This is a genomic window from Cupriavidus sp. D39 (assembly GCF_026627925.1).
Lineage (GTDB): Bacteria > Pseudomonadota > Gammaproteobacteria > Burkholderiales > Burkholderiaceae > Cupriavidus > Cupriavidus ulmosensis.
In genome coordinates, this window is the sequence record NZ_JAPNLE010000001.1 from 117037 (window position 1) to 140805 (window position 23769).

General features: G+C 61.0%; 16 protein-coding genes and 4 pseudogenes. 7 read left to right on the forward strand and 13 right to left on the reverse strand.

Features of this window, described 5'->3' with window-relative positions; all coding sequences use genetic code 11:
- Nucleotides 1-1066: 1066 nt before the first annotated feature.
- A complete protein-coding gene (locus OMK73_RS00665; RefSeq protein WP_267600267.1) occupies nucleotides 1067-1381 on the forward strand; it encodes an H-NS histone family protein in 315 nt (104 codons plus the stop codon).
- Nucleotides 1382-1491: 110 nt separating this feature from the next.
- Here OMK73_RS00665 and OMK73_RS00670 read toward each other — a convergent pair whose 3' ends face one another.
- The 10 genes and pseudogenes from OMK73_RS00670 to OMK73_RS00715 all read right to left on the reverse strand — a co-directional run bounded on the left by OMK73_RS00670 (nucleotide 1492) and on the right by OMK73_RS00715 (nucleotide 11031).
- A complete protein-coding gene (locus OMK73_RS00670; protein WP_267600268.1) occupies nucleotides 1492-1935 on the reverse strand; it encodes a hypothetical protein in 444 nt (147 codons plus the stop codon).
- 772 nt (nucleotides 1936-2707) lie between these two features.
- The gene (locus tag OMK73_RS00675; protein WP_267600269.1) at nucleotides 2708-3406 is read right to left on the reverse strand and encodes a competence protein CoiA; all 699 of its coding nucleotides are present in this window, start codon (nucleotides 3404-3406) and stop codon (nucleotides 2708-2710) included.
- Between the two features lie 210 nt (nucleotides 3407-3616).
- The gene (locus tag OMK73_RS00680) at nucleotides 3617-3922 is read right to left on the reverse strand and encodes a hypothetical protein (protein WP_267600270.1); all 306 of its coding nucleotides are present in this window, start codon (nucleotides 3920-3922) and stop codon (nucleotides 3617-3619) included.
- A gap of 400 nt (nucleotides 3923-4322) precedes the next feature.
- On the reverse strand, nucleotides 4323-5186 hold the full coding sequence (locus tag OMK73_RS00685; protein ID WP_267600271.1) for a DUF6685 family protein: 864 nt from the start codon (nucleotides 5184-5186) through the stop codon (nucleotides 4323-4325).
- 192 nt (nucleotides 5187-5378) lie between these two features.
- A complete protein-coding gene (locus tag OMK73_RS00690; RefSeq protein WP_267600272.1) occupies nucleotides 5379-5624 on the reverse strand; it encodes a hypothetical protein in 246 nt (81 codons plus the stop codon).
- A 345-nt stretch (nucleotides 5625-5969) separates the two neighbouring features.
- Nucleotides 5970-6113 (reverse strand): hypothetical protein, encoded by a 144-nt coding sequence (locus OMK73_RS00695; protein WP_267600273.1) that lies wholly within the window; start codon nucleotides 6111-6113, stop codon nucleotides 5970-5972.
- A 7-nt stretch (nucleotides 6114-6120) separates the two neighbouring features.
- Nucleotides 6121-7747 (reverse strand): annotated as a pseudogene (locus tag OMK73_RS00700) (MFS transporter).
- Nucleotides 7744-8193, reverse strand: a complete 450-nt coding sequence (locus tag OMK73_RS00705) for a DoxX family protein (RefSeq protein WP_267600687.1) — start codon at nucleotides 8191-8193, stop codon at nucleotides 7744-7746. The pseudogene OMK73_RS00700 and the gene OMK73_RS00705 overlap by 4 nt, the downstream one beginning before the upstream one ends.
- Before the next feature lie 65 nt (nucleotides 8194-8258).
- The gene (locus OMK73_RS00710) at nucleotides 8259-10124 is read right to left on the reverse strand and encodes an amidohydrolase (protein WP_267600274.1); all 1866 of its coding nucleotides are present in this window, start codon (nucleotides 10122-10124) and stop codon (nucleotides 8259-8261) included.
- Between the two features lie 85 nt (nucleotides 10125-10209).
- Nucleotides 10210-11031 carry an alpha/beta fold hydrolase gene (locus OMK73_RS00715; protein WP_267600275.1) on the reverse strand — a complete coding sequence of 274 codons (822 nt, stop codon included), beginning with the start codon at nucleotides 11029-11031 and terminating at the stop codon, nucleotides 10210-10212.
- Between the two features lie 647 nt (nucleotides 11032-11678).
- On the opposite strand from OMK73_RS00715, the pseudogene OMK73_RS00720 reads away from it, so the two are divergent.
- Nucleotides 11679-12749: pseudogene (locus OMK73_RS00720) on the forward strand (porin).
- A gap of 635 nt (nucleotides 12750-13384) precedes the next feature.
- On the opposite strand, the gene OMK73_RS00730 reads toward OMK73_RS00720, so the two are convergent.
- Complete coding sequence (locus OMK73_RS00730; protein WP_267600277.1) at nucleotides 13385-14038, reverse strand: DsbA family protein; 654 nt, start codon at nucleotides 14036-14038, stop codon at nucleotides 13385-13387.
- Nucleotides 14039-14742: 704 nt separating this feature from the next.
- On the opposite strand from OMK73_RS00730, the gene OMK73_RS00735 reads away from it, so the two are divergent.
- The 5 genes and pseudogenes from OMK73_RS00735 to OMK73_RS00755 all read left to right on the forward strand — a co-directional run bounded on the left by OMK73_RS00735 (nucleotide 14743) and on the right by OMK73_RS00755 (nucleotide 21675).
- On the forward strand, nucleotides 14743-15855 hold the full coding sequence (locus OMK73_RS00735) for an alkene reductase (protein WP_267600278.1): 1113 nt from the start codon (nucleotides 14743-14745) through the stop codon (nucleotides 15853-15855).
- A 36-nt stretch (nucleotides 15856-15891) separates the two neighbouring features.
- A complete protein-coding gene (locus tag OMK73_RS00740) occupies nucleotides 15892-17196 on the forward strand; it encodes an MFS transporter (RefSeq protein ID WP_267600279.1) in 1305 nt (434 codons plus the stop codon).
- Nucleotides 17197-17479: 283 nt separating this feature from the next.
- A pseudogene (locus OMK73_RS00745) lies at nucleotides 17480-17716 on the forward strand (IS5/IS1182 family transposase); the annotation flags it as partial.
- Nucleotides 17717-18093: 377 nt separating this feature from the next.
- Entirely contained in the window at nucleotides 18094-20871 is a 2778-nt protein-coding gene (locus OMK73_RS00750; RefSeq protein WP_267600280.1) for a winged helix-turn-helix domain-containing protein, read from the forward strand.
- A gap of 126 nt (nucleotides 20872-20997) precedes the next feature.
- A complete protein-coding gene (locus OMK73_RS00755; protein ID WP_267600281.1) occupies nucleotides 20998-21675 on the forward strand; it encodes a TMEM175 family protein in 678 nt (225 codons plus the stop codon).
- A 189-nt stretch (nucleotides 21676-21864) separates the two neighbouring features.
- On the opposite strand, the pseudogene OMK73_RS00760 reads toward OMK73_RS00755, so the two are convergent.
- Both OMK73_RS00760 and tnpC read right to left on the reverse strand, forming a co-directional pair.
- Nucleotides 21865-22089, reverse strand: a pseudogene (locus tag OMK73_RS00760) (ATP-binding protein); the annotation flags it as partial.
- Between the two features lie 58 nt (nucleotides 22090-22147).
- Nucleotides 22148-23764 carry an IS66 family transposase gene (gene tnpC, locus OMK73_RS00765; protein WP_267600282.1) on the reverse strand — a complete coding sequence of 539 codons (1617 nt, stop codon included), beginning with the start codon at nucleotides 23762-23764 and terminating at the stop codon, nucleotides 22148-22150.
- Between the last annotated feature and the right edge of the window lie 5 nt (nucleotides 23765-23769).

Below are 23769 nucleotides of genomic sequence, written 5' to 3' on the forward strand. Positions count from 1 at the left end.
TGCGCCGCGTGCGACTCGCGCGCACTCGTGGCTCGATTCGCGGGGCGATTCGCCGTCTCGCCGATTGGTCTTTTGCATGATCCTCCCAGGCTTTCAGTATCTCGTCCGTGTGCGCGGCCTCTGACGCTTTGGCGACGTAACTCTGCGGGAGCCCTGAAATGCAAAGACTACTGGTAGGAAAGTTCATCAATCCTGTGCGGTTCCGATTGAGACAAAGCCATTCATCCGATTCGAGCGGACCGCAGCCGCCTCCCGGAGAAGCCAAAAGATTTGAGACCAGGATCACGTCTGATATCGCCCAAGTTCGCGAAATGTGCAAGCAACCATAGCGCCCGGTAACATAGCGCGACCACCCGCTCACAATGTCGACATCAAACTCTACGCTATCTCGGCCCGCGGCCTTTGCCGCGACAGCCAACATCGGCGCGTGGTGAACTTCGTCCACCTCACGCGCCGCGAACGTATAGTTTGCCGGCCCCTCGTTGAAGGCGCCGATAGCCCGCTTCAACGGGATGCAATCGCCAAAAGTCGCTCGTAGAATTTCCTGCGTTCTAGAATGAAGGTCCATTAGTTCGAGTTCGAGTTGGCACCACTCCGTTTCCGCGATGCTATCGAGATAGCGAACAGCGTCATCGAACCAAGCGCCGATGCCATCGACCGACCGGTCCGGTCTAGTCGGATACCGTGTCACCTTGAAAGCCCTGGAGGTGAGATATGTGAAAGCTATGCCTCCAGGGCTTAACCTATCCCGCCATACGTCCTCGAGGATTTCGTACATCTTGGGTGATACTCTGAGCTCTCTCCGCGCGTCGAGCGCTGGGGCCGTTGCGTTCAAGAACTGACTCCTAGTTTCGCTGGTCGGCGAAACGACTTCAGCAACCAAAGACTGCTCAGCGGGTAATGTCATTGTGCGTCAAATTTTCCACAGTCAAGGGGCCGAGATTCACCACGATTCCAGCGAATCTAATATCGGCCTCTTGCGTCAAATCCTTAGCCCTAGTCGGTCGATTAACGCTGCACGCACAGCCAAGAATAATGTACGATCACCTACTTTCGGAGGAAGAAAATGGCAACATACAAGCAGCTTTTGGCAGAGCGGGAAAAGATCGAGGCGCAGATTGTCGAAGTCCGCGCAGCGGAGATCGCTGGCGTGATTGAGCAGATCCGCGCTCTGATGGGCGAGTACGAGCTCACGGTAGAGGACTTGGCACCCAAGCGCGGCCGCGGCAGGCCCGCTGCGGGTGGAAAGGTGGCGGCACCCCGCTCCGAAGTACCGCCAAAATATCTGGACCCGAAGACTGGCGCAACGTGGTCTGGCCGTGGCCGCGCCCCGGCCTGGCTGGGCAAAAATCGAGATCGTTTTCTGATCGCCGAGGCCTAAGCGCACTCCCCTGTTCGGCGCGGCGCCGAAACGGGGGAGCGGGTGGCCTTGGTGACGCCTTGCCTGTTTCACCGCCGAGCGCAAGGTGCGCGGACAGGTTATACGGGGCCTTAATTGGTTCCCTGCGCTTTCCAACCGTCGGCGGTCCGATTGAGACTCACAAAGTCCCGCTTCTTTCCCGCACCATCCATAGCGATCTTGATTCCGCCGAATGCGGCCTGAAGCTTGGCATCACTAGCCCAGGCTGCAGATTGAGCAAGCTTGTAGGTGTAAGTTGCAACAACGACGTTGAAGTCGGTGTCGCGATGAGGCCCCTCCCATCCATCAATTTTGTCAAGGACCCGCTTGCTCCAACATAGGTCGGTGAGCGTTCTTGTCTGTGGGCCGCCATCTGGATTGAAGGATGCGATCTCCCACGAGCGAATATAGGGCTTCGCTGCGTCCGACAGCGTATATCGCCGGACCTTGGAACGTCGCACGGCGCCGCCCCAGCCCTCGCGCGCCGCGTCAGTGTCTACGGCCGATACGAGGCCGAGAGACTCCAAGGCTTGCATCTTCGCCGCAGGCCCGGCACCTGGTGTCCTGTTAGCTAGGTCCGTGTCGCCCGGACTCACATCTACGGGCCATGCTGTGACGCCTAGACATAGGTTGCCAGTTTGATCAAGGTACTTGGTGACGGCGGCTCCGAGGGCGTCTACGTCGACATCCGTCTTACTGCCGCAACCGGCAAGTGCCGTTGCACCAACTAGGGCGCAGAGCAAAATTTGGTTTCGCATCGATCTTTGCTGTGATTGATTGGCTTTCGATTACTCGCAACGGGCCGACATAGTTGCAAGCGATTTGGTCGATTCTACCTGCCGGCTAGCGGTGTCAATAGATCCGATATGCCGACATCAAATCAACAATCTCTTATGCGGCCTTGCGATGTTCGTAGCAGGGACTTCGGCGATCATCCGGAACGGAGTACTGCCGTGATTTATTCGTCGGATCGGGATTAAGCCATGCAGAAAGGTTCTCCTCCTTCACCGGAACGAAGCAGCGGTCATGCCCCGCGGCAGTAACCTCAGCCGGAGGCCCGCCTGTGATTGCGGCGAAGGACCGTAGATCCTGCTGTCGAACACCGGCCTCCGGCCGTACCCGCGCTAGATCAAGAGCTTGCGCGCCGGACGCTCAGCCACATTTGAATCGCGTGCGCATTCATCTCTGGACTCCTACGGTCTGCGTTCATTCAAGTCGGAACTTTTCAGTACGCATACGCGTGATGGGGCGCCTGCGGCGCCGTCGAGGAACGACGCCCGCAGAGGGCAGCCGACTTGGCTCGCGCGGTCAGCCGAGGTTCCATGAGCCGCCTCGGTATTGGTAGCTGCCGTTGAGGATGCCAGCCAGCCACGCTTGCACCGTCGCAGTCTTGAGCCCGCCGAACATGACTGGCTGCGCGCCCTCGGGGTACAGCATCGCCACCGGCAGCTCTGGCAGCATGCCGGTACCAATGCCGCCATGCGGGAATACGTTGCCGAAGTCGCGCTTCAAGAGCAGGCGCGAGGTGGCCTTGCCCAAGGTCAGGAAGGTCTCGTTGCGGACCAGCCAATAGCACTCGACGGCCGAGGCAGTGTACCGCTCCTGGCGGCGCGTGAAGTCGCGCAGGTGCTGGTAGGAGCGTTGCAGTTCGATCACGATGGTGCGACCGGGGACCGAGAAAAGAACATCGGCCTCCCACTTGTCGCCCCTCGGTGATCTTCCCGGCACCTCGTCGCGGCCCTCTATGCCCATGCCGTCCAAGGCGGCCAGCACTGCCGCCTTGCCGGCTCTGTGCCATCTCGTCTCGGGCGCTGTGGAGCACTCGTCCGACAGGTGCGCGAAGAAAGGCAGGCCGTTGATGCTGGTCTTGAGCACCGCCGGCGCCTTGCAGCATGGCATCACGAAGTCGCCGAGCTGCGCTGCCCGCTTTAACGCCTCCCACTCAGCACTGGGGATGGTGGCCACGTCCACCGGACGGCCGTCGCGGGTCCACGCTGATTGCGTCATATCAATAAATAGGCAGATGATTCAGGCACGAGTTCAGTAGCGTAGAAGGACAGTTCAAAGTTGAGCGAATCTCGACAGCAGGCTCAGCCCGCTCTTTCCAATCCGTCTTATCCCAACTGCGCTCACTCATCGGTCTTGCCCTCTTTCCGGCTGCCGGCCCGGTGCGGGGCCGGGTGCGCTAGGTACCCTAAGGGCTTTTTGGTGGCAGGGTCAGTCCGAGGCGCGCTCGTAGCCGCGCGCCGTGATGAAATCATGGATGGCCACGCTCACATGAGGGGTCATGGCACCAGCAACGGCCAAGCCATGCAGCACGCCGCGGAAATACTCGATGCCGTACCCCTCTCCACTGCCTTCCATGCGCTCGCGGTAGAGTGAGCGCATGTGAGACTGAAGCATTGCCAGTCCGTCCGTGCCGGCATAGACCATGCCTTCGCGAGCACTCGCTGCTTCGGCCTCGCGGGGAATCTCATTGGGCGTGCGCAGCTCACGGGGCACCGCGCGTGGAAATCCGGTCATTCTCTCTCCTGTGCCCCAGCGGGGCGTTTTCCTCAAGCATACCAGTCGAATTTGGCTCGGAGATACCTGACCATCGCGTCATCCAGCTCACGTCCAACCTGACCCATGTGCGCCGCGAAAGCGGTCAGCGTTGGCCGGGCGAAAGACTCGCTCGTATAGAACTCGGCGCGGGAAATGACGTCCTCGCACGACGCGCAGACCGAATCTCCGCCCTCGAGCACCCAGCCGGTGGCGGTGAGCGAGGCGCAGCAGGCGCACTTGCGGCGCAGCCCTTCGGCGGCAGCTGCGGCTTACCAGTCCGCGGGCTGCGAATGCGTAGGTCGAATCTGACATGTGGCATCGTGAACCTTGGAGGAGCGAGCGATAAGCCCACGAATATCGTTGCACATCGAAACCGATGTCAAGCGAGCATGCGACGGACGGCCGGGACAGCAAGATACCCTGTATCCCTCGAGGTTTGAGCGGCGACTCTGCTTCTAAGCTGCCTTTGCCGGTTCAAACTCGCCTCCATCCATTGGCGCAACGGTTGCGCACCTTGCTGCTCGACCAAGCAACAGACCTCGCGGCTGTCCCTTGCGGACGTCGGCACCAACAGCATCGCCGCCCCTTCGGCTAAGCAGCCAGGCAAATCGATGACACCACACTCACCGGCAAGCTGTGCAATCGCAGCCTTCGCGTTTGCGACCGACGATTGTCCGACGAGGTACGGCGCATAACTCTGGAGAAGCCATGCGACGCTTGCTTCGTTGAGTCCGTGGGCGGTGAGCGGCGCTCGCAATCGGACAGCCGCCCCGATATCGCCGGCGATGTAGGCCGCGGCCGCGAAGTGGTGCGAGCCGCCGTCGTTGGCGAGGAACAGGCGCGCGTCCCACAAGCGAAGACTGAAAGAATCTGACCGCCGCTCGCCGATGATACGGATCTCGCCATGCTTCAGCATCTTCGCGAGGCCGGCCGGGTCGACCGCCGTGCCCAAATAGTCGGCGAAATCCTGGCCGAACGCCCGGACGGATTCAAAATAGCGGTCTGACGACTTGCTGGCGCTGATCCCCTCGATCTCGGTGATATCGACCTCTATCTCAGTGCTGCCAAACGAGCGCGTTAGCGGGCCGTGGGGGCTCGCGATTGAGGTCGGCCGGAACCGGTTGGTGCCAGTGTGATACCTGAGCACGTCGATGCTGCACAGGTCAATTGCGTCGAGCCTTGCTACCGACTCAAAGAATATCCCCTCACCCCGTACGAACCGCGAGCGCGGCGTTGGTGCCATGCCTTCGGTTGTCAGAGTGCGCCAAGCCACCGCCCGGCGAGATGCCCAGAGAGGTGGCTTGCTTAGCCAACGGCGCCACCACGACCACTGGATCGAGCGCGTTACCCATTCCGGAAGCGATGAAATATCCCTCGCTTCGCCTGTGCTCCTGTCGGACTGCGTCATATGTTCCTCGCCACATGGGCCTCACCGTCAAAGCGTCGGCACACCACCGTCGGAATCGACCAGGCCAAGAATGACGCAGCGCTTGTCGAAGGCCGGCTTCGCCGCTGCGCTGAAGGTGATGGTCTGCGGCACGTTGTCCTCTAGCTCGACGGTCTTCACCCCCGAAACAAAACTGGGCGAATCGACTTTCACTTCGACCTGGGTTGTTGCCGCGAGGGCGATAGACGATGCTGCCAGCATTGAAAGCGCGCAGAGTGCTACCGTGTTCTTCATAAATGTCCCTTGATAGCGGAGCCCTCAATAGGAGCTACCCACATGGCTATCGGCTGAAAGATGCGCGCATTGAAGGCTGACGCCGAGCCGAGCGGCCTAGCCAGGCCGCACAGATAGTCTGGATTGGACCTGCGTGGGATTCGACAGGGAAAAACTACGACTTCCGGGGCTTATTCGGATCTGATTTGAATAGGCAGCCTTCGGTTCGTTCGAGGAGCGTTCGTCAACCGGGCCGCCCCTGACCTGTCAGTGTGAGGCTGGGGTGACGTGGTTCACACCAACGCCGATGTTTGCCACCAGAATTTAGTTCAGTCGCTTGGCTTCCAACCCATTCATCTGTACAAGTTAGTCGGCAGCCTCAAGTTCGTGCTTCACGACAGTCCAGTGCAGAAGCAGTTCGCGGGACTCGGCCTCATAGCCTTTCAACCCCATGAAGTCGACGGCCAATCCGATCAAATGGATCATGGCCGCGTTTGCGCTGAGCAGCACAAGCTTCCTACTCGCCGCGGCGCGCATCCACGGCAAGCAGATGCCGCACGCGCGGCGCCTCGGGGCCAACGTGAAACTGCAAGACTTCGCGCTGCACGTCTGCGTCGATACGCATCACGCGTTGGTGTTGGCGCAGATGCTCGGCCCAGGATTCCACCATGAACCATTCGGTGATCTGCTCAGGATCTGCCACGTCTTCCGTCACCCCCAGCTATATGCACCGTCGCGCAGACGCTCGCCCGACAGCGCCTGGACTGCTCGCATGAATGCCGCGCGGTTGCGAGCTTGAATCCGGTAGTCAATCAGGATCAGTACCGGGCCGCGGTCGTGCTCGATAGGCGTTGTTACCATCGGCTCCGGCCAATGGTTCGACGGTATAAGGTCCACATCGCCCGCGGGAAGTTTGATCCGGTGAAGGGCAATACCGGAGACGCACAATCCACCGGCTGCGATCAGCAATGTTGCCTGGACGCCCAGTGCCTGAGCGACCAGGCCGCATACGATGCTGCCAAGCGCCATTGCCCCGTTGAAGACCATCAGGTAGATGGCAAGTGCGCGACCGCGGACCCAGTTCGGCAGGATCGCCTGCGCCGCACCGCCAAGCGTTGTCAGGGCAAAGATCCAGGCACCGCCAAGGCATACCAGCAATAGCAGCGCGAGCCATTTCGACGGCCCGATCGACACGATGGCCATAACGGCGGCCGTGACCAGCGCCGAGAACAGCAACAGCCAGTCCGCATCGAACCGCTGTCTTAGCCGTGGCATCATCAGCGCGCCGACAATGGCGCCGGCACCAACCGCGCCAAGCAGCACGCCGTAGAAGCCCGCGCCGGCGTGCAATACGCCTTTTGCAACGAGGGGGAGCAACGCCCAAGTGCTGCTGGCAAACGCGAAATAGCAACCGGAGCGAAAGAGGATCACCTGCAGTTGCCGGTTTGCCCGCGCATATCTTATGCCTGCGCGAAAAGCGCCCAGGAACCGCTCCTGCAACGGATTCTCGGGGCGCGCGGGGCGGGGCCACCACAGCAGCACGGCGATCACAAAGCCATAGCTCAACAGGTTGAACCCGTAGGTCAACGCGGCACCGAAGCTGGCGAGAAGCAGCCTCCCGGCCGCCGGGCCAACCGAGCGTGCAATATTGACGCCCAGCGAGTTGAGGGCCACTGCGCTCCTAAGGTCCCTGAAAGGCACCAGTTCGGGAACGATCGACTGCCACGTCGGCATCATCAGCGCCGCGCCGGCGCCCCCAGAAACGTCAAGGCGAGCAGCAACTCGATGGTGAGGTTGCCTGTGTAGGCCAGGCCCATCAGCGCAAGACAGACGAACACCAGCGCCAACTGAATCCCGATCAGATACTTCCGGCGATCCAGGATATCGGATAACACGCCGGCGGGAATGGCCAGCAGGAATACCGGCAGCGTGCCCGCTGCCTGCACCAGCGCGACCGCTGCGGGCGACGTGGACAGATCGGTAGCCAGCCATGCGCTAGCAACGTCGCGCATGAAGCCACCGGTGTTGCCGATGACCGTCGCTGCCCACAGCGCCGCAAACACCGGCTGGCGGAGGGGCGCAAAGCTGCCGCCTGTGCTGCCCGCCGGTAGTGGGTCGGCCGTGGAACCGACGTTGTCGGTCATGGCACGGCGCTCTGGGCTGCCCTGTCCCGAAGGTCGTGCCAGGCAACCAACAGGAACCCGCCCACCAGCCCGAGATGCTCGAAGAACGAGTTCTCCAGCATGAGCCGCTCCGGCATCGGCGCACTCCAGAACTGGTTGGCCAGGAAGGTGGCCAGCAACGTGAAGCCGGCGAGCGCCAGCGCCCCTAGCCACCGGTAGAAACAGGACAGGATCTTTAGCGACGCGCCAAGCTCCAGCAGGATGACGAGGATGGCAAGAGGGGCAGGGGGAAAAAGTCCGAAGTGATTCATCTCCGCGATCGCGGATGGGAAATCCGTGGCCTTGGTCAGCCCGCCCTGCAGGTATGCCGCGCACAGGCCCAGCAGCGCGAGCCAGCGCACCGCCGGCGTCGCGAGGCGCGCGGCCAACGCAACGAAGGGCGCGCTGCTACTGGACGCATGCAACATCATGGCACTCTCCTCACTGGCTTCGGCTTCGGCTTCGGCTTCGGAAGCGGCATCCTCGCCTGCGCTCAAAACGCCCAGCAAGAGCAACCGAGCGCGCCCCAGAACCCACGCTGGTCGGAGACCGGCACGCTAGCATCCCAGGCATGAGCGTGGCCGTGTACGCCGCACGCAGTCGCACAGGCGCACCCTTGCGCCATGGCCTGCTTCTGCGTACCCGCGACACGCCGTGGCTGATAGCCGCCGAACGCGTGCACCGGCGCCCAGTCCGGCATAGGCGGCGGCAACGCGGGCGCCAGCTTGTCGAATTCGCCGTCGCCATGGACAACCTTGCCGCCGAGCAAGGTAAGCACGGAGGTAATGTCCTGGATCTCGTCGCCGGGTATGCTGAAGTAGTCGCTGGACAGCACCGCCAGGTCGGCAAGCTGCCCCACCTTGATCTGCCCCTTTTTGCCTTCCTCGGTGGAGAACCAGGTATTGGCCTCGGTCCACAGGCGTAACGCCGCTTCGCGGTCCAGCAGGTTGGCCTGTGGGTACAAGGCCAGCCCGCCAAGCGTCCTGCCGGTGACCAGCCATGACAGCGATACCCACGGGTTATACGACGCCACCCGTGTGGCATCGGTGCCGGCACCCACCTTGACGCCCCGCTCGAGCATGCGCCTGATCGGCGGCGTGCGCTCCGCTGCCTTGGCGCCATAGCGCTCCACGAAATACTCACCCTGGTACGCCATGCGGTGCTGCACGGCGATGCCACCGCCCAGCGCGGCGATGCGGTCGATGTTGCGGTCGCTGATGGTCTCCGCATGGTCGAAGAACCAGTTCAGGCCGTTGAACGGCACCTCGCGGGCGACCTTCTCATACACGTCCAGCGCGCGCGAAATGGTCTCGTCATAGGTCGCGTGCAAGCGCCACGGCCAGCGGCTTTCCGCCAGCAGCCGGATCACGGGTTCCAGATCGCTCTCCATCGATGGCGCCATGTCCGGGCGCTCGACACGGAAATCCTCGAAGTCCGCCGCGGTGTAGACCAGCATCTCGCCGGCGCCGTTGTGGCGGTAGACGTCATCGCCCTGCCCTGGCTTGACCTTGCCGGACCAGGTCTTGAAATCGCTGAGTTCGTCCTTGGGCTTCTGCGTGAAGAGGTTGTAGGCAAGCCGGATGGTCAGCAGGCCCTCGGCATGCAAGGACTCGATGATGCTGTAGTCCTCGGGATAATTCTGGTAGCCGCCGCCGGCATCGATGACGCCCGTGACGCCGAGCCGGTTCACCTCGCGCATGAAATGCCGCGTGGAGTTCTTCTGGTACTCCGGCGGCAGCTTCGGGCCCTTGGCCAGCGTGGCGTAGAGAATCGTTGCGTTGGGCTTGGCCAGCAGCAGCCCCGTTGGATTGCCCTGCCCATCGCGCACGATCTCGCCGCCCGGCGGGTTGGCTGTATCCCTGGTGTAACCCACGGCGCGAAGCGCAGCGCCGTTGAGGATGGCACGGTCGTACAGGTGCAGGATGAACACCGGCGTGTCGGGTGCCACCGCGTTCAGTTCCTCGATGGTGGGCAGCCGTTTCTCCGCGAACTGCTGGTCGGTAAAGCCGCCGACCACCCGCACCCACTGCGGCGCGGGTGTGCGCGCCACTTGCTCCTTGAGCATGCGCATGGCGTCGGACAGCGAGCGCACGCCGTCCCAGCGCAATTCCATGTTGTAGTTCAGCCCGCCGCGGATGATGTGCATGTGGCTGTCGATCAGCCCCGGGATCGCGCGGCGGCCACCCAGGTCGATTACCTTGGTGCGGTTGTCGGCGAGCGCCATGACCTCCTGCCGCGTCCCCACCGCAACGAACTTGCCGCCGGCGATGGCAACGGCGTCCGCTTCCGGCCGGGCCCGGTCGAGCGTCGTGAAGCGCCCGTTCATCAGGATCAGTTCGGGCTTGGTAGTCTGGCTCATGGCGAGGCTCCTGCTGGCAGTGGCGACAACACAATGCACTGGCGGGGTTGAAGCGCAGGCTTGCGCCTGCGCGCGCGGTACCTCCTCAACGCGACAGGAACGCCAGCAGATCCGCATTGACCTGGTCGGCATTCACCACGCACATGCCGTGCGACGCGCCCGGATACACCTTCAAGGTGGCGTCCTTGACGATCTGCGCCGACAACTTCCCGGCATCGTCGATGGGAACGATCTGGTCGTCATCCCCGTGGAGGATCAGCGTCGGCACATCGATCTTCTTCAGGTCGGGGGTGTAATCGACCTCGGAGAACTCTTTGATGCAGAGGTACTGCCCATGAATGCCACCGGACATGCCCTGCGCCCAGAACGCATCGATGGTGCCTTGGGAGACCTTCGCGTTCGGACGATTGAAGCCAAAGAACGGCATGGCCAGGTCCTTGTAGAACTGCGAACGATTCTCCGCCACGCCCTTGCGGATGCCATCGAACACGTCCAACGGCAAACCACCCGGATTGGACGAGGTCTTCAGCATGAGCGGCGGCACAGCGCTGATCATCACCGCATTGGCGACGCGCCCGGTGCCATGGCGGCCGATATAGTGCGCGACTTCGCCACCGCCCGTGGAATGGCCCACCAGCGCGGCCCCCTGCAGATCAAGCTGGTCCATCAATGCCGCCAGGTCGTCGGCATAGGTATCCATATCGTTACCCTGCGACGGCTGGCTCGAGCGGCCATGGCCCCTGCGGTCGTGGGCAATCACCCGGTAGCCGTGCTGAAGTAGGAACAGCATCTGGGCATCCCATGCATCCGCGTTCAACGGCCAGCCGTGCGAGAAGACCACGGGGCGGCCAGAACCCCAGTCCCTGTAGTAGATCTGCGTACCGTCATTCGTGGTGATCATATCCATGGTGTGTACTCCTGTCGCTTTGGTGCGCGCCTGCGCGCGGTTGTCCTTATTCGTGCCGGTCCCCGCCGCCTCGAGCGTACAAGATCAACCGACAATTCTGGGAGGTCAGTATATCGAGCCTTGAATTCGTCAAGATGGTCTCAGGAAACGACAGGTTGAATACGCGGTGACCCCCGTCTAGATCAGCATGTCGGATTGCGCACCGACCGCGCATGGGCGATTCGACGCGAAGTTCGCCTCACGCGCTGAGCCTAACTAATATAGGAAGTCTTTCCGGACGAGCCAGATCTTTTTTGGTCATGACGCCGATCCGGCAATGCGGAGACTACGGCGCAATCCGGCAGCGGATGTATGCTGACTGCGTGACGCTTTCGAGTTTATCGCCAGTCGGAAGACGGAATTCCACAGCTCCTGCCGACGCGCCGTTCCAACCAATTCTCGGGCAGCCGTGGGCATCGGCATTCAGAACTTATCAGCCTGGGGCGCATCCACTCGTATATGCTTCAAATTGACGAGGCGGCCGCGCGGCGTGGCCATTTCCACAATGGGAGAAGGCATGGGGAAAGCCTGGAGGCATAGGCGGCGGGGCACCAGGATGGACAGCGGGGTAGACGGGGCGACCCGGCACCGATGGCTTGTGCTGGCGTTTGGGGGCGGGCGCCGCGGCGGCATACGCCGCTGCCCATGCGCAATCCTCGGTCACGATCTTCGGGCGCCTGAATACCAGCATCGAATACTCGCGGGCTAGCACCGCGGCGGACGGGACTGCGCTGAGCGGCACCGGGAGGCTGACCAATCACCGGTCGGTCTTCGGCTTGCGCGGCGAGGAGACCTTGGACGGGACGTTGAAGGCGATCTGGCAGATCGAGAGCAACCTGTCGCTTGATACCGGGGCCGGACAGATTGCCGGACGGAACCCGCGCGTTGGCCTGACCGGCAACTACGGGACCTTTTTCATGCGGCACTGGACCACGCCGTACACCGAAGCAACCATGGATTACGATCCCTATTACCCGGCCACCGCCGGGTATATGGCACTGATCAGAAACGGCGCCGCATGCTCCACGAGTAACATCGAAAACACCAACTCCTTCGACCGCCGCCAGAAGAACATAGTGCAATACCGCAGCCCCGAATGGAACGGCCTGCGTGGCAGTGTGCGCTGGGGCATGCCCGAGGAAAAGCTCACCACGCCGCGCAACCCGGCGCTATGCTCGTTCGCCGGAACCTATGACCGCGGGCCGCTCAACGTGGCGCCGGCCTATGAACCGCACCAGCACTACCAGACCGCGGACCGCAATGACGATGCCATCAAGGTATGGGTGTCCTACCAGATTCCCGCCACCAAAGTCCCGGCTGTGTACGAGCGCCTGCACTACCGCACCGCCACGGGCGACCTGACGCGCAACGGCTAGTACGCCTCGCTGGTGCAGAAGCTCGGGCCCGGCAGCGTGAGGCTGGGATTCACGCTGGCCAGCAACGGCGCCGGCAATGCCACCGAGACGGTCGGCTTTGTCGGCAGCGGCGCGGAGACCGGCGCCACCCAGATCACGATCGGCTACGACTATCCGCTGTCGAAGCGCACCGCGCTCTTTCCCTACTACGGCCGGATTAGCAGCAGGAAGAATGCCATCTACAACTTCGCCATCAGCCAACTCGGCGTTTCGGCAGGCGCGAATCCGCAGACCTTCGCGCTGAGCATGCGGCATAACTTCTAAGCCAGCGAACCTGGACCATCGAACTGCCGGGGGCTGGACACGAGGCGGTGGAGAAGACAAAACCATAATCCGAAAATGCATGTGGCGGTAGGTGCCATCAGAGTGCCGGGGCGTGTCCCAGTGGGCGCAAGCCCTGCCGCCAAGCCGATCCGCCTGGTGGTGTCATTCTCATCCGGCGCCGGCGACATCCTTGCCCATCGTCAGCGCCAGGCTAGGCAAATCGGGCAGCTTCCAGATGATAGTGGAGAACCGGCCCGGCACCGGCGGCACGCGCGGCGCTTGGTCACCAAGGGGCGCCTGATGGCTATACGCCGATCCTGGTATCGGTCTGGCCCATCAATGCCGCGCGCTAGCTGTCCAATGTCACAGTCAAGGACGCCGCCCGGGTGACACTGGTGGCCACTGTGCCCAACGTGCTGGTGGTGAACAGCCAACAAGCTGGGCGCGGTCAAGCATGTGATGGCGGCGGCCAGGCCAAAGCCGAGAACGAGGGACTTGGACTCAGCTGGCTCCGGTAGTTCGACGCAACTGAGCGGCGAACTGTTCAAGCTGGACGCCAGCGGGGATATCGGACACATCCCCCGCCAAGGCATAGGTGAGCCGCAGACCGATGTAATGGCAGGCCTCAATTGCGATTAAGCTTGGCCGTGCGCCAGGTGGTTTTTAAGCGCTTTGCGGAATAGCTCGGGCTTTCCGAAGTACTGTCCCAGATGCAGCCTCGAGACTTTCCCGCCCTGCTCGATAGCCAGGGTCGGGTAGCCACGCCCTCCTACCGTCTCAAGAAAGGCCTGCGTCTGCTCGAAGTGTTCGCCGAGTTCCTGGGTGGCTTGGTCGTAAGCGGTCGAGAATGCCTCCGCGTTCAATCCGAGTTCGACGGCTATCCGGACCAGTTCCTCCCGCTCGGCAATATGCCGGCCTTCGACGTAGTAGGCCGTCTGAAGCCGCTTTAGCATCTTCAGTCCAGCACTGGCAATGGACTCCGCTGCTACCATCGCTGCGGTGGGCGGCCCGGAATCGAGCTTGACGCCATAGTCAAACTGCGTCCCTTGTTGGTAAGCGTCGCCGAACTTCTGGCCACTGAGCGCGGTAATGCGCTCCTCATGGGGACGGACGAAATCACGCCATTCGGGGGACATCAATTGCGCTTGCTCTCCAGTCAGCATACCGCCGCTATGCGGGACCACCGTTAGGCCGGGCATCTCATCGGCAATTGACACCAGCGGTGCGAGCCCATAGCACCATCCGCAAAAAGGGTCATATATGTAATGGAGGGCTGCTTGCTTATCCATTTCAATTCTCCAGATTCGTTGAGGAAGACTCGTTGAAGATCGCTGCATGCATGTAGACGGGTTTCATGACTGCTTCTTTGCGTTGACGATGAAGCAAGGTTAGTCCGTGCCCCGCACAGACTGAATAGCATGCCCGCGCAAACCTCCGTTGCCCGTCCCGCAAAGCCACCTGGAGGCAGTAGCACCGGTTCATACCTCATGAAAACTCCGCATTGCCTTCCCTGCAACGCAGCCTTGCATCGTGCTCCCATCCTGCTTTCGAGCGGGCCTTGTTCGTTATTCCCGAACCACTTATGGTCGACAATATCGCCGGAACGGCCTCGCGACCGGAGCAAATGCCTCGCCATCCCCCACGGCAACCAAGCGTGGGTCCTGCTGACTATGGCGTCAACGCCGGCCGCAGCCTCGCGCAGGCTGTCGGAATCCGAGAAATTCGATCCTTAAACGAGGGAATGGATACCTCCCGAGAAGCTACCGAATCGTCGGCAACTCGCACCCATCAGCAGCTACCCAGGGCAGCGCGTCCCTGGCGTCCCCTTTGGACTTTCCTTGTCCCCCACGCAACGCAGCGTTGCGCGGCGGCCGGATTCTCTCCCGATGCGTTGGCACCTAACCTTCAGGGCATCTCTTCGGAGATTGAAGTACTGCAGGAAGACAATCCTTCCGCCACTGATTGACCAGTTCGACCTGATGGAGACCCCACCTTGACCAAGTATCTCTTCAACCCGATCCGCCTCGGCAACCATACGCTGGCACATCGCGTGGCTATGGCGCCGCTGACACGCTCCCGTGCCGGCCAGCCTGGCAACATCCCGACGGCGATGAACGTCGAGTATTACCGTCAGCGCGCCAGTGCAGCGCTTATCGTCTCCGAGGCGACCCAGATCTCGCAGCAAGGTCAAGGCTACGCCTGGACGCCGGGCATCTACACTGAGGAGCAAGTCCAGGGCTGGCGGGCCGTCAGTGACGCGGTCCATGAGCAAGGCGGAACGATCTTCCTGCAACTCTGGCATGTCGGCCGTGTATCGCATCCGGTCTTCCAGCCAGACGGTGCGCTGCCCGTAGCACCTAGCGCTCTGCCCGTTCCCGGCAAGACGTTCATCATCGACGAGAACGGCAATGGCGCCTGGGGCGACATCCCCGTCCCTCAGGAACTCACCACAAGCGGTATTCACACAATCCTGGAGGACTATCGACGCGCGGCCCGCAACGCCATCGCCGCAGGAATGGACGGAGTTGAGATTCATGCCGGCAATGGTTACCTGCTCGACCAGTTCATCAATTCCAACAGCAACCAGCGCGCCGACGCGTATGGAGGCAGCATCGAGAACCGCGCACGCTTGCTGCTGGAAGTTGTCGATGTGGTCGCGGCGGAGGTCGGCGCGTCGCGCGTCGCCGTGCGGCTGACGCCCATGGGGCGCTTCATGGGAATGGGTGACGAATCGCCCGAGGACACCTTCGGCTATATCGTCCGCCAGCTCGACGTCCGGAGCCTGGCCTACCTGCACCTGGTCGAGCCCGCCATGGTGGGAACAGTCAAGGATGAGAACTTCGATCCCCACTGGGACGCGATCATCCAACTGTTGCGCGCGCAGTACCGCGGCGTGCTGATGCTCGCCGGCGGCTACGACCGCGCCAGCGCGGAACAGGCCCTCGCCAGCGGCCGCGCGGACATTATTGCCTTTGGCCGCCCGTTTATCGCCAACCCGGACCTGCCCGCCCGCCTCAGGGACAACCTCGCCCTGAATGTCCCCGATGCCAGTTCCTTCTTTGGCGGCGATGCCGGTGGCTACATCGACTATCCGACCGTGGCGTGAGCGAGCCGACTAACTTAGACTTTCGAATTCACTACCATGCACAACATTTCCACTTCGACCCTTGAGGCTCGGCACGAGATGCCCTCCGCACTGGTGGCGTTATTCGCTTTCAGCGCCGGCGCCATTGTTGCGAACATCTACTATGCTCAGCCTATCATTGAGCTGATCGCCCCTGACGTTGGCCTGTCTGCACAGGGTGCCAGTCTCATTGTGTCGCTGACCCAGATCGGATATGCGTTGGGTCTCTTCTTTCTCGTTCCATTGGCCGATCTATTGGAGAACCGCCGGTTGCTGATCGTCAGCGCGCTTGCCGCAACGGCGAGCCTAGTGGGAGCCAGCATTGCATCGCATCCAGGCGCGTTTCTGTTGATGTCCCTGCTCGTCGGTCTGAGCTCCGTGACGGTGCAGATCCTGATACCACTCGCAGCGCATCTGGCCCCAGGGCCATCGCGCGGGCGCGTGGTCGGTACCATCATGGGAGGGCTGCTACTGGGTATCCTATTGGCGAGGCCGCTATCGAGCACGATTGCGGAGCACTTCGGATGGCGCGCCGTGTTCGTTGCTGCCGCGACCATGACACTTGCAACCGTTGGCGTCATGGCGGCCACCATGCCACGCCGGGTACCAGAACACCGCGCGAGCTATGGTCAGTTATTGGCATCGCTGAAGCATCTTTTCGTGCGCCACCCCCTGTTACGCCGGCGCGCCCTCTATCAAGGCCTTTTGTTCGGCGCATTCAGCCTGTTCTGGACGGCCGTCCCGCTCGAATTGTCGCAACAACACGGCCTGTCACAAGTACAAATCGGCTTGTTTGCCCTCGTGGGTGCCTTGGGCGCGGTAGCAGCACCAATCGCTGGCCGGCTGGCGGACGCCGGCCACAGCCAGCGTGCATCACTTGTTGCAATGATCGTGGCCGCCGCGAGCTTCCTGCCTGGCCTCTGGTCCAATGACAACAGCGTGCTTTGGCTGGCCCTAACCGGCATTGCCCTTGACTTCGCCGTACAAATGAATATGGTGCTTGGCCAGCGCGCAGTCTACGCGCTAGACGCAGCTAGCCGCGGCCGGTTGAACGCGTTGTACATGACCAGCATTTTTGCTGGTGGCGCAGCGGGCTCGGCAATTTCCAGCTTGCTTTACTCCTATGCTGGATGGATCGGCATCGTCGCGACGGGAAGCGGTTTGGCGCTGGTCGCGCTTGTTAGCCTCTTGGCACACACACACACACACACAACAGTGCACGGACCGAGCGGTGATCCGGCGCGCGGTGGTCTGGGGAACCGCCATTTAGGACGACGACACGCGGCACGCACGGCATCCGGCGTACCGCGCAGCTGTCCGTGAGGGCTGGAGCAGGAGCTTCCCGTGGTGCAACGCGCGTAAATGTCGCGATGTGCCTGCGCGGCATTGCGAGACGAGACTGTTGACCAACCTGCCCGCTGATTTTCCCTTCATCACTCAACTCATCACGACGCAATTCAAACAACTGGTTCCCTCGCGCAACAAGGCTTTTGTCGGTACGGACGTGAAGATGCCTGCCGGGAAAGGGCACCTCGATGCTCTTCGGCAAACGAAAGAGATCGAATGGTATCGAATTCATTTGCGGGCCGCAGCAAGCGAACCATGCAAAGGTGGTCGCCCGAGGGCGGCGCTCGACTGTACCTTGCTCGTCCTGCAGACTGTCATCCCATGATGACTCGCCGAAGGACTTGGGCTTCGGCAGCGACATGGCTTGCTGGCGTTACTTGCGTGACTGGCAGGCCAGTTGCGTGTCGAAACGTCTGCACCAGGACGGCTGACCCGCTTGCGTGAGCATGACCAGATAGCTTGGAGCCGGGCAAGCGTCGATGGAGCGGCAACGTCACAGGATTTGCAAAACTGCGTCTTCCTCGGCGAAAGCCGAGTCAACCGGTGTTGTCGCTCGATTGGCGACAACGGAGACGCCTACCTCACACGTCAAAAAATGGCATGGCGCTTGCGGAGCATATAAGTCATATCGCCCTTGATGTCCGGCCTCAGAGTAAGAATTCAAAGGCACGAGGTCCGCGCAATGACTATGCTGAAACACTCGGTGTTCAAATGGGCGACCCGCGCAACATCGTTCCGCCTCGTCTTCCGATCTTAGAATTTTCTCAGAAAAGATTCGAGATAGACACTCAAGTTGAGCGGAGAACCTCTAGAAATGGGGGTCTTCGATGCACCACAATATTGTGGTCTGGATAGTAATCCAGGGAGTCGGCGATGGTTAAGGTCGGCGAGTTTGATATCTCACTAGACGAGAAGAGGATTTTCTTGATGGGAGAATGTCAACCCATAGGATCCCGCGCATTCGAGATTTTGGAACTCCTGATCGCCAATCGAGGAAGACTCGTAACGAAGGCCGACGTATTCAAGGCCGTCTGGCCAAACACGGCAGTTGAGGAAAACAACCTCCAAGTCCACATTTCCGCGCTAAGGAAGGTGCTTGGAACCGATCGGCATCTGATCCGGACCGTTCCTGGACGTGGCTACCGACTCGTCACATCGGAGCAGCATGTTAGTCCGCTCGAAGAGCGGCCCTCTTCCCACACCGTCCAGTTGCCCCAATTCAATGCATCAATTATTGCGATGGTGGACGAAATCAAGAGGATCGAAGGCGCGCTCGAAGCGAGTCCGGTCGTGACATTGGTGGGTCCTGGCGGCGTAGGTAAGACACGGCTCGCGCTGGAATATGCACACAACCGGGCATCCTTGTCCGGTGATGCGATCTACTTCGTGTCCCTTGAGGCGGCGACCACGCTCGCGAATGTTCTAGGGACACTGCGCGCAGCACTGAATCTCTGCGCTGGCGGAAAAGAATTCGCCCTCCCGGATATTGTTGGTGCCTTGCCGAGCGCGCCCCTGTTGATAATCCTGGACAACTGTGAACAAGTGGCGGCCGAATCGGCCGACCTCTGCGAGGCGCTCACCAGCAACCATCCCCGTGTACGGGTGCTGGCGACAAGCCGCGAACCGCTCCGTGCAGCAAGAGAAGAACTGGTATGGGTATCGCCACTCAGCATACCGGACGGTAACGCCTCGTCTGCTTGTATGTTGGCGAGCCCCGCAGTGAAGTTATTCCTCGCGCGAGTGCATGCGATCGAGCCAAGCTTTCCCTGCGACGAACAAAGCGTGGAGACTGTAACATCGATCTGTCGCCGACTCGATGGGCTTCCCCTAGCCATCGAGCTGGCAGCGACGCGCGCCGCTTCGCTGGGCCTTCGGCATCTCTCATCGGAGTTAGACAACCCCCTCTACGCCATTTCTGGAGGTCTCCGGACAGCATGCTCACGTCATCGCACGCTCCACGCCTCGATCGATTGGAGCTACTCACTTTTAACAGAGACCGAGCGCAGCGTGCTGCAGCGCCTCGCAGTATTCGCTGGTGGGTTCACGCTTGAGGCAGCCTGCACCGTCGCTGCCGGTGAAGACATCAATCCGCAAAGCGCAACCGAAGCCGTTTTGGGTCTGCACTTGAAATCACTAGTTCGAGTGGGTGAATTTGGCGCACAGCCGACGTTTCGCCTGCTAGAGACCGTTCGCAACTACGCGCTTCAGCGGCTTCGCGAGCGAAATGAGGAACAAACGGTGGCAGCGAGGCACGCGAGACATCTTTGCGCGTCCTTTAGCAACCTATCCAATCGCTGCAACCAGACCGTTTCGCCTTTAGAGCGGTTTCACAGAAATATTGATGATATACGCTTGGCGCTCGACCGAGGCGCCTCCGCAACCCACTGCGACGAAGTGGGATTGCTGCTCGCTTCGTTGGTACTCCCGCTTTTTCTTGACTCCGCCCTCGTAGCTGAGTGTTGCGCACGAGCTCAACGAGCGCTGGACAACTACGACAAAATGTTGTTCGCGGTGCCGGCCGTAAAAGCCAGGTTGCTATTGTCGTACGCCACCGCCTTCACCCTCACCTCTGGCCCCATCGCTCGCGCCCGCGCGAACTGGGTAGAGGCACTGCTGCTTGCAGATGAGCTAGGCGACACAGAGGTCAAGGCCAAGGCTCTTTGGGGGCTTTGGCATTGTGCTCTGTACGCGGGGAGGCCTTACGAAGCTCAAGCGTTCGCGATTCGCTATCGATCGGCATCTGAGGACGACCCCGTCTCGGACCGTCGCTCACTAGCGGCGCAGATGATCGGACTATCATTGCACTTCGCGGGAAACCAAGTCGAGGCGAAAAGAGAGCTTGAGCTGACCCTATCCCAGCTTGAAGCGGCGGATAGGTTCAGCCGCGGGGGCACGAAGCTCCATGCCGACAGGCCAGTGATACTCGCCGCGCTTGCGCGCGTACTCTGGTTTCAAGGCGAAGGTAACCGAGCGACCGAGATCATCCGGACGATCGAGGACTTGCTCGAATCAATCACGGCCGACGCTGACTTCTGCTTTGTGTTAGCGGAATCCCTGATCCCACTTGCAATCATTACTGGCGACAACCAATCGGCACGCCGTCACCTTGCGCGGCTTGAGGAACGCCACTGTCTTCCCGAATTTGCGACTTGGCGATCGCTCGCCAAGTGCTACCGGGACCACCTGGCCTTAGAGGCGGTGGAAACCCCTGATTGCGCTTCCGGCTATCTAGCATCCATCGAACAACTGGAAGCTACCGGCTCGCGGGCCCACCTCGGAATGCTATCCGGCTTACTGGCCGGACAGTTCCTTCGTTTGGGTCTCCTTAACGATGCCGCCAAGCTGCTAACGATGGCCATCGCCGACGGCGATAGAACAGGCAATCGGTGGTATCACAGCGAACTCCATCGCTTGCGAGCCGAGGTATCGCTTGCGGCACTCGATCTCCGGACCGCCGAAGCTGGCTTCCGCGACGCGATTATGCTCGCACGCGAGCATGGCGCTCGCTGGTTCGAGTTACGTGCGATGAGCGGCCTGACACAGCTTCAGAGGAATCAAGGAAAGATCGACGACGCAAGATCGCAGCAAACAGTGCACTCGATGGGGCACGGCGACGTGGCTCTTGCTTCACTGTTGATCGAGAGCCGCTAACACGACCCTGCCTTTCCCTTCGGAGTCAAGACAGCATGTTGAGCCACGAATCGATAGGCAAAGAGGCAGCTGCTTTCGTTTAGCACGGCGGTCCAGAGACGCCGCCCAATACTGGGCAGATGATTTTTGACGGTATTCCAAGGCGGGCGTGGCGATCCAGAATGTAGCAGACATGCGGTGCTCTATGACGAGGTGGCTATGGAAGATCGTGACATGTTCCGGCTGGAAGCATTTAGCGATGCTGTTTTTGCCATCGCGATCACCCTCCTCGTTTTGGAAATCAAAGTGCCGTCTCTTTCTCCGGCCGCGAGCAACGCCGAGCTATGGGAAGCCCTCGGCGACCTATGGCCATCATTTATTGCTTATGTGGCCAGTTTTCTAGCCATTCTCATCACGTGGGTAAACCACCATGAACTGGTCCACCTTGTGCACCACTCAGGGCGTGTGTTCATGTTCGCAAATGGTGCGCTCCTGCTATTCGTAGTATTCCTCCCGTTCCCGACGGCCGTACTTGCCCACTATCTTAATCAGAGCGCTGCGAATGTTGCTGCCGCGCTCTACTGTGGCACATGGACGCTACTTAACGTATGCTTCAACGTCGTGCTTCACGCCGCACTGAAGTCCGAGGCAATACTTATCTATCAGCATGACCATCCGGTAATCAAAAATATCCGAAGAGCTTACCTGTTAGCTCTGCCTGTATACTTCATTGCTACGCTGTTGGCACTACTAAATGCAATGACGGGACTGCTGGTATGTTTTGGGGTCTGGATACTGTGGGCAGTTTTGCGTTACCGCGCCTAGATATAGCGGGCTACAGCATTTCGCCCGAGACAAACCCATAAAGGCGGACTCCTCCAAAGAGGCAAATGCCCGGCTCTGGTTTGCGCGATTGTCGGCGTTGGTCAGTGGCGCCGATTCCTCCGGCCCGGACGGTCACTTCAAACTCCCCCACTTGTGGTCGGCTAAATTCCCCCAGGCAGGACGGGCAGATTATGAATCGGCCTTCTCAGAAACAGCAAGCCTGGTGGCGGCTTCTTTGAGGCGGTAGCTTTTTCCTTCGAACTCGAGAAGCTTGGATCGATGCATCAGGCGATCCAGAATGGTAGTGGCCATGGTGTTGTCGCCGAGGTATCGCCCCCAGTCCTGCACCACGCGGTTGGAAGTGACGATGATGCTGCGACGCAGTTTGTAGCGCTGATGGACCGTAAGCGCTAAATCCAGCACACCTTGAGTATTCAAGGAGTTCCGGACTTCGGGCGACGATCAGTCTCGCTCAGGCTGGGCGCGGCGGCGCGGTATGCTGGCGTGCGAAGTTAAACGGCAACAGGTCGCTGATGTCAGAGTCCGGCGCGCGCTGTGGCAGCTCTGTGAGGACATGAAGCAGATAGGCATACGGCTCGACGTTACAGGCGCGGCACGTAAGCATCAGGCTGTAGACCATGGCGCTCGCCTTCGCGCCAGCGACGGTGTCAGCGAAGAGCCAGGCCTTTCTCGCTGTGCAGAATGGCCGGATGTCTCTTTCTATCGCGTTATTGTCCACCGGGGCCCGTCCCTCGGTGACGTAGCGGCTCAGATATTCCCACTGGTTGCGCGCGTAGGCGATGGCCTTGCCCAGCAGGCTCTCTGGCAGTACCTGTGGCGCCTGCTCATCCAGCCATGCCTTGAAGGCGTTCAGCAGCGGCGCGCTGTGCTGTTGACGCAGCCGGTACGTGTAGTTGACACGCGTTTCGCCTTCGAGCAGCTCTGCCTTGGCGAGCGTCTCGACCTCATACAGGGCTTTGAAGTACTCGAGCGCTTTTAGCGCTCGCGAGCTGGGCTTCTTCTGCCCCTTTTGCGCATCAACGAACATCCGTCTCGAATGCGCAAGACAACCGAAGTGCGTGACGCCTTCGAGGGTACGCCAGGCACTGTAGCCATCGGTCATTAGCATGCCCTCGTAGCCTGCGAGAAACGCCTGCGGATACTCCTGCCCGCGCCCCCGCTGGTAGTCAAACAGCACCACGGGATGCTCGCAATCCTCGGCGCTGCGGTAGACCCACATGTACGATTTGCTCTGCGCGGCTTTGCCTTCCTCCTTGAGGACCTGTATCGTCGTCTCGTCGCCATGGATTAGTGTCTGCGCCAGCAACGTGCGGCGCAGCGCCTCGTATAGCCGGCTGTAGTGCAGTTGCGCGGGCCGGATGATCCAGTTGGCCAGCGTGCCACGGCCAACTGCAATGCCGGCGCGACCCAGCGCGTCTTCCATGCGATACAGCGGCGTGCCATCCACGTACTTGGCGGTGGTCACCGTCGCCAGCATCGCCGGGCTTGCGTTGCTGCCCGGCAGTGGTTGCGCTGGCATCGGCGCGGTCACCACCGGCGTGCGTTCGGCATTGCGCTCGCAGTGCCGGCACGCGTATTTGAAGCGGACGTGCTGCAGTACGGAGACCTTTGTTTCGATGTGCAACTGCTCGCTGACTTCCTCGCCCAAGCGGTGCATCGAGCCTTGGCAGCAAGGGCAGATCTTCTGGTCCTCGGTCAGGTCATACTCGATGCGCTGGCGCGGCAACTCCGCCGGCAACGGCTTGCGGCCACGTTTGCGGCCTGCAGGCTTATCGGGCACTGGCAGACCTGTGTCCGGCGGCGCGAGCGCGTCGTCCTCCTCCTCCTCATCGTCGTCGGCCGGCTCCGCAGCGGCCATTTGTTCGGCTTCGTCAAACACGCGATCCTTGAGCTTCTCACTACTTGGCGCGAAGCGTTTGGACTGCGAGAGCCGGAACTGTTCCTCAAGAAGCTTGATGCGATCGTTCAACTCGGCAATGTGCTGAGCGTCGGCCGCAGCCCGCGCTTCGAGTTCGCGGATATAGGCCTGGGCGGCCGGCGGCAATTGCGAGAGGTCGTGTTCGTTCATGCTGA

Coding starts and splice junctions, on each gene's coding strand:
- OMK73_RS00670 (WP_267600268.1), bottom strand. CDS start 1,935: ATGCAAGCCTTGGAGTCTCTCGGCCTCGTATCGGCCGTAGACACTGAC.
- OMK73_RS00715 (WP_267600275.1), bottom strand. CDS start 11,031: ATGGATATGATCACCACGAATGACGGTACGCAGATCTACTACAGGGAC.
- OMK73_RS00680 (WP_267600270.1), bottom strand. CDS start 3,922: ATGACCGGATTTCCACGCGCGGTGCCCCGTGAGCTGCGCACGCCCAAT.
- OMK73_RS00750 (WP_267600280.1), top strand. CDS start 18,094: ATGGTTAAGGTCGGCGAGTTTGATATCTCACTAGACGAGAAGAGGATT.
- OMK73_RS00685 (WP_267600271.1), bottom strand. CDS start 5,186: ATGGCACCAACGCCGCGCTCGCGGTTCGTACGGGGTGAGGGGATATTC.
- OMK73_RS00690 (WP_267600272.1), bottom strand. CDS start 5,624: ATGAAGAACACGGTAGCACTCTGCGCGCTTTCAATGCTGGCAGCATCG.
- OMK73_RS00705 (WP_267600687.1), bottom strand. CDS start 8,193: ATGTTGCATGCGTCCAGTAGCAGCGCGCCCTTCGTTGCGTTGGCCGCG.
- OMK73_RS00665 (WP_267600267.1), top strand. CDS start 1,067: ATGGCAACATACAAGCAGCTTTTGGCAGAGCGGGAAAAGATCGAGGCG.
- tnpC (WP_267600282.1), bottom strand. CDS start 23,764: ATGAACGAACACGACCTCTCGCAATTGCCGCCGGCCGCCCAGGCCTAT.
- OMK73_RS00710 (WP_267600274.1), bottom strand. CDS start 10,124: ATGAGCCAGACTACCAAGCCCGAACTGATCCTGATGAACGGGCGCTTC.
- OMK73_RS00730 (WP_267600277.1), bottom strand. CDS start 14,038: ATGGATAAGCAAGCAGCCCTCCATTACATATATGACCCTTTTTGCGGA.
- OMK73_RS00740 (WP_267600279.1), top strand. CDS start 15,892: ATGCACAACATTTCCACTTCGACCCTTGAGGCTCGGCACGAGATGCCC.
- OMK73_RS00675 (WP_267600269.1), bottom strand. CDS start 3,406: ATGACGCAATCAGCGTGGACCCGCGACGGCCGTCCGGTGGACGTGGCC.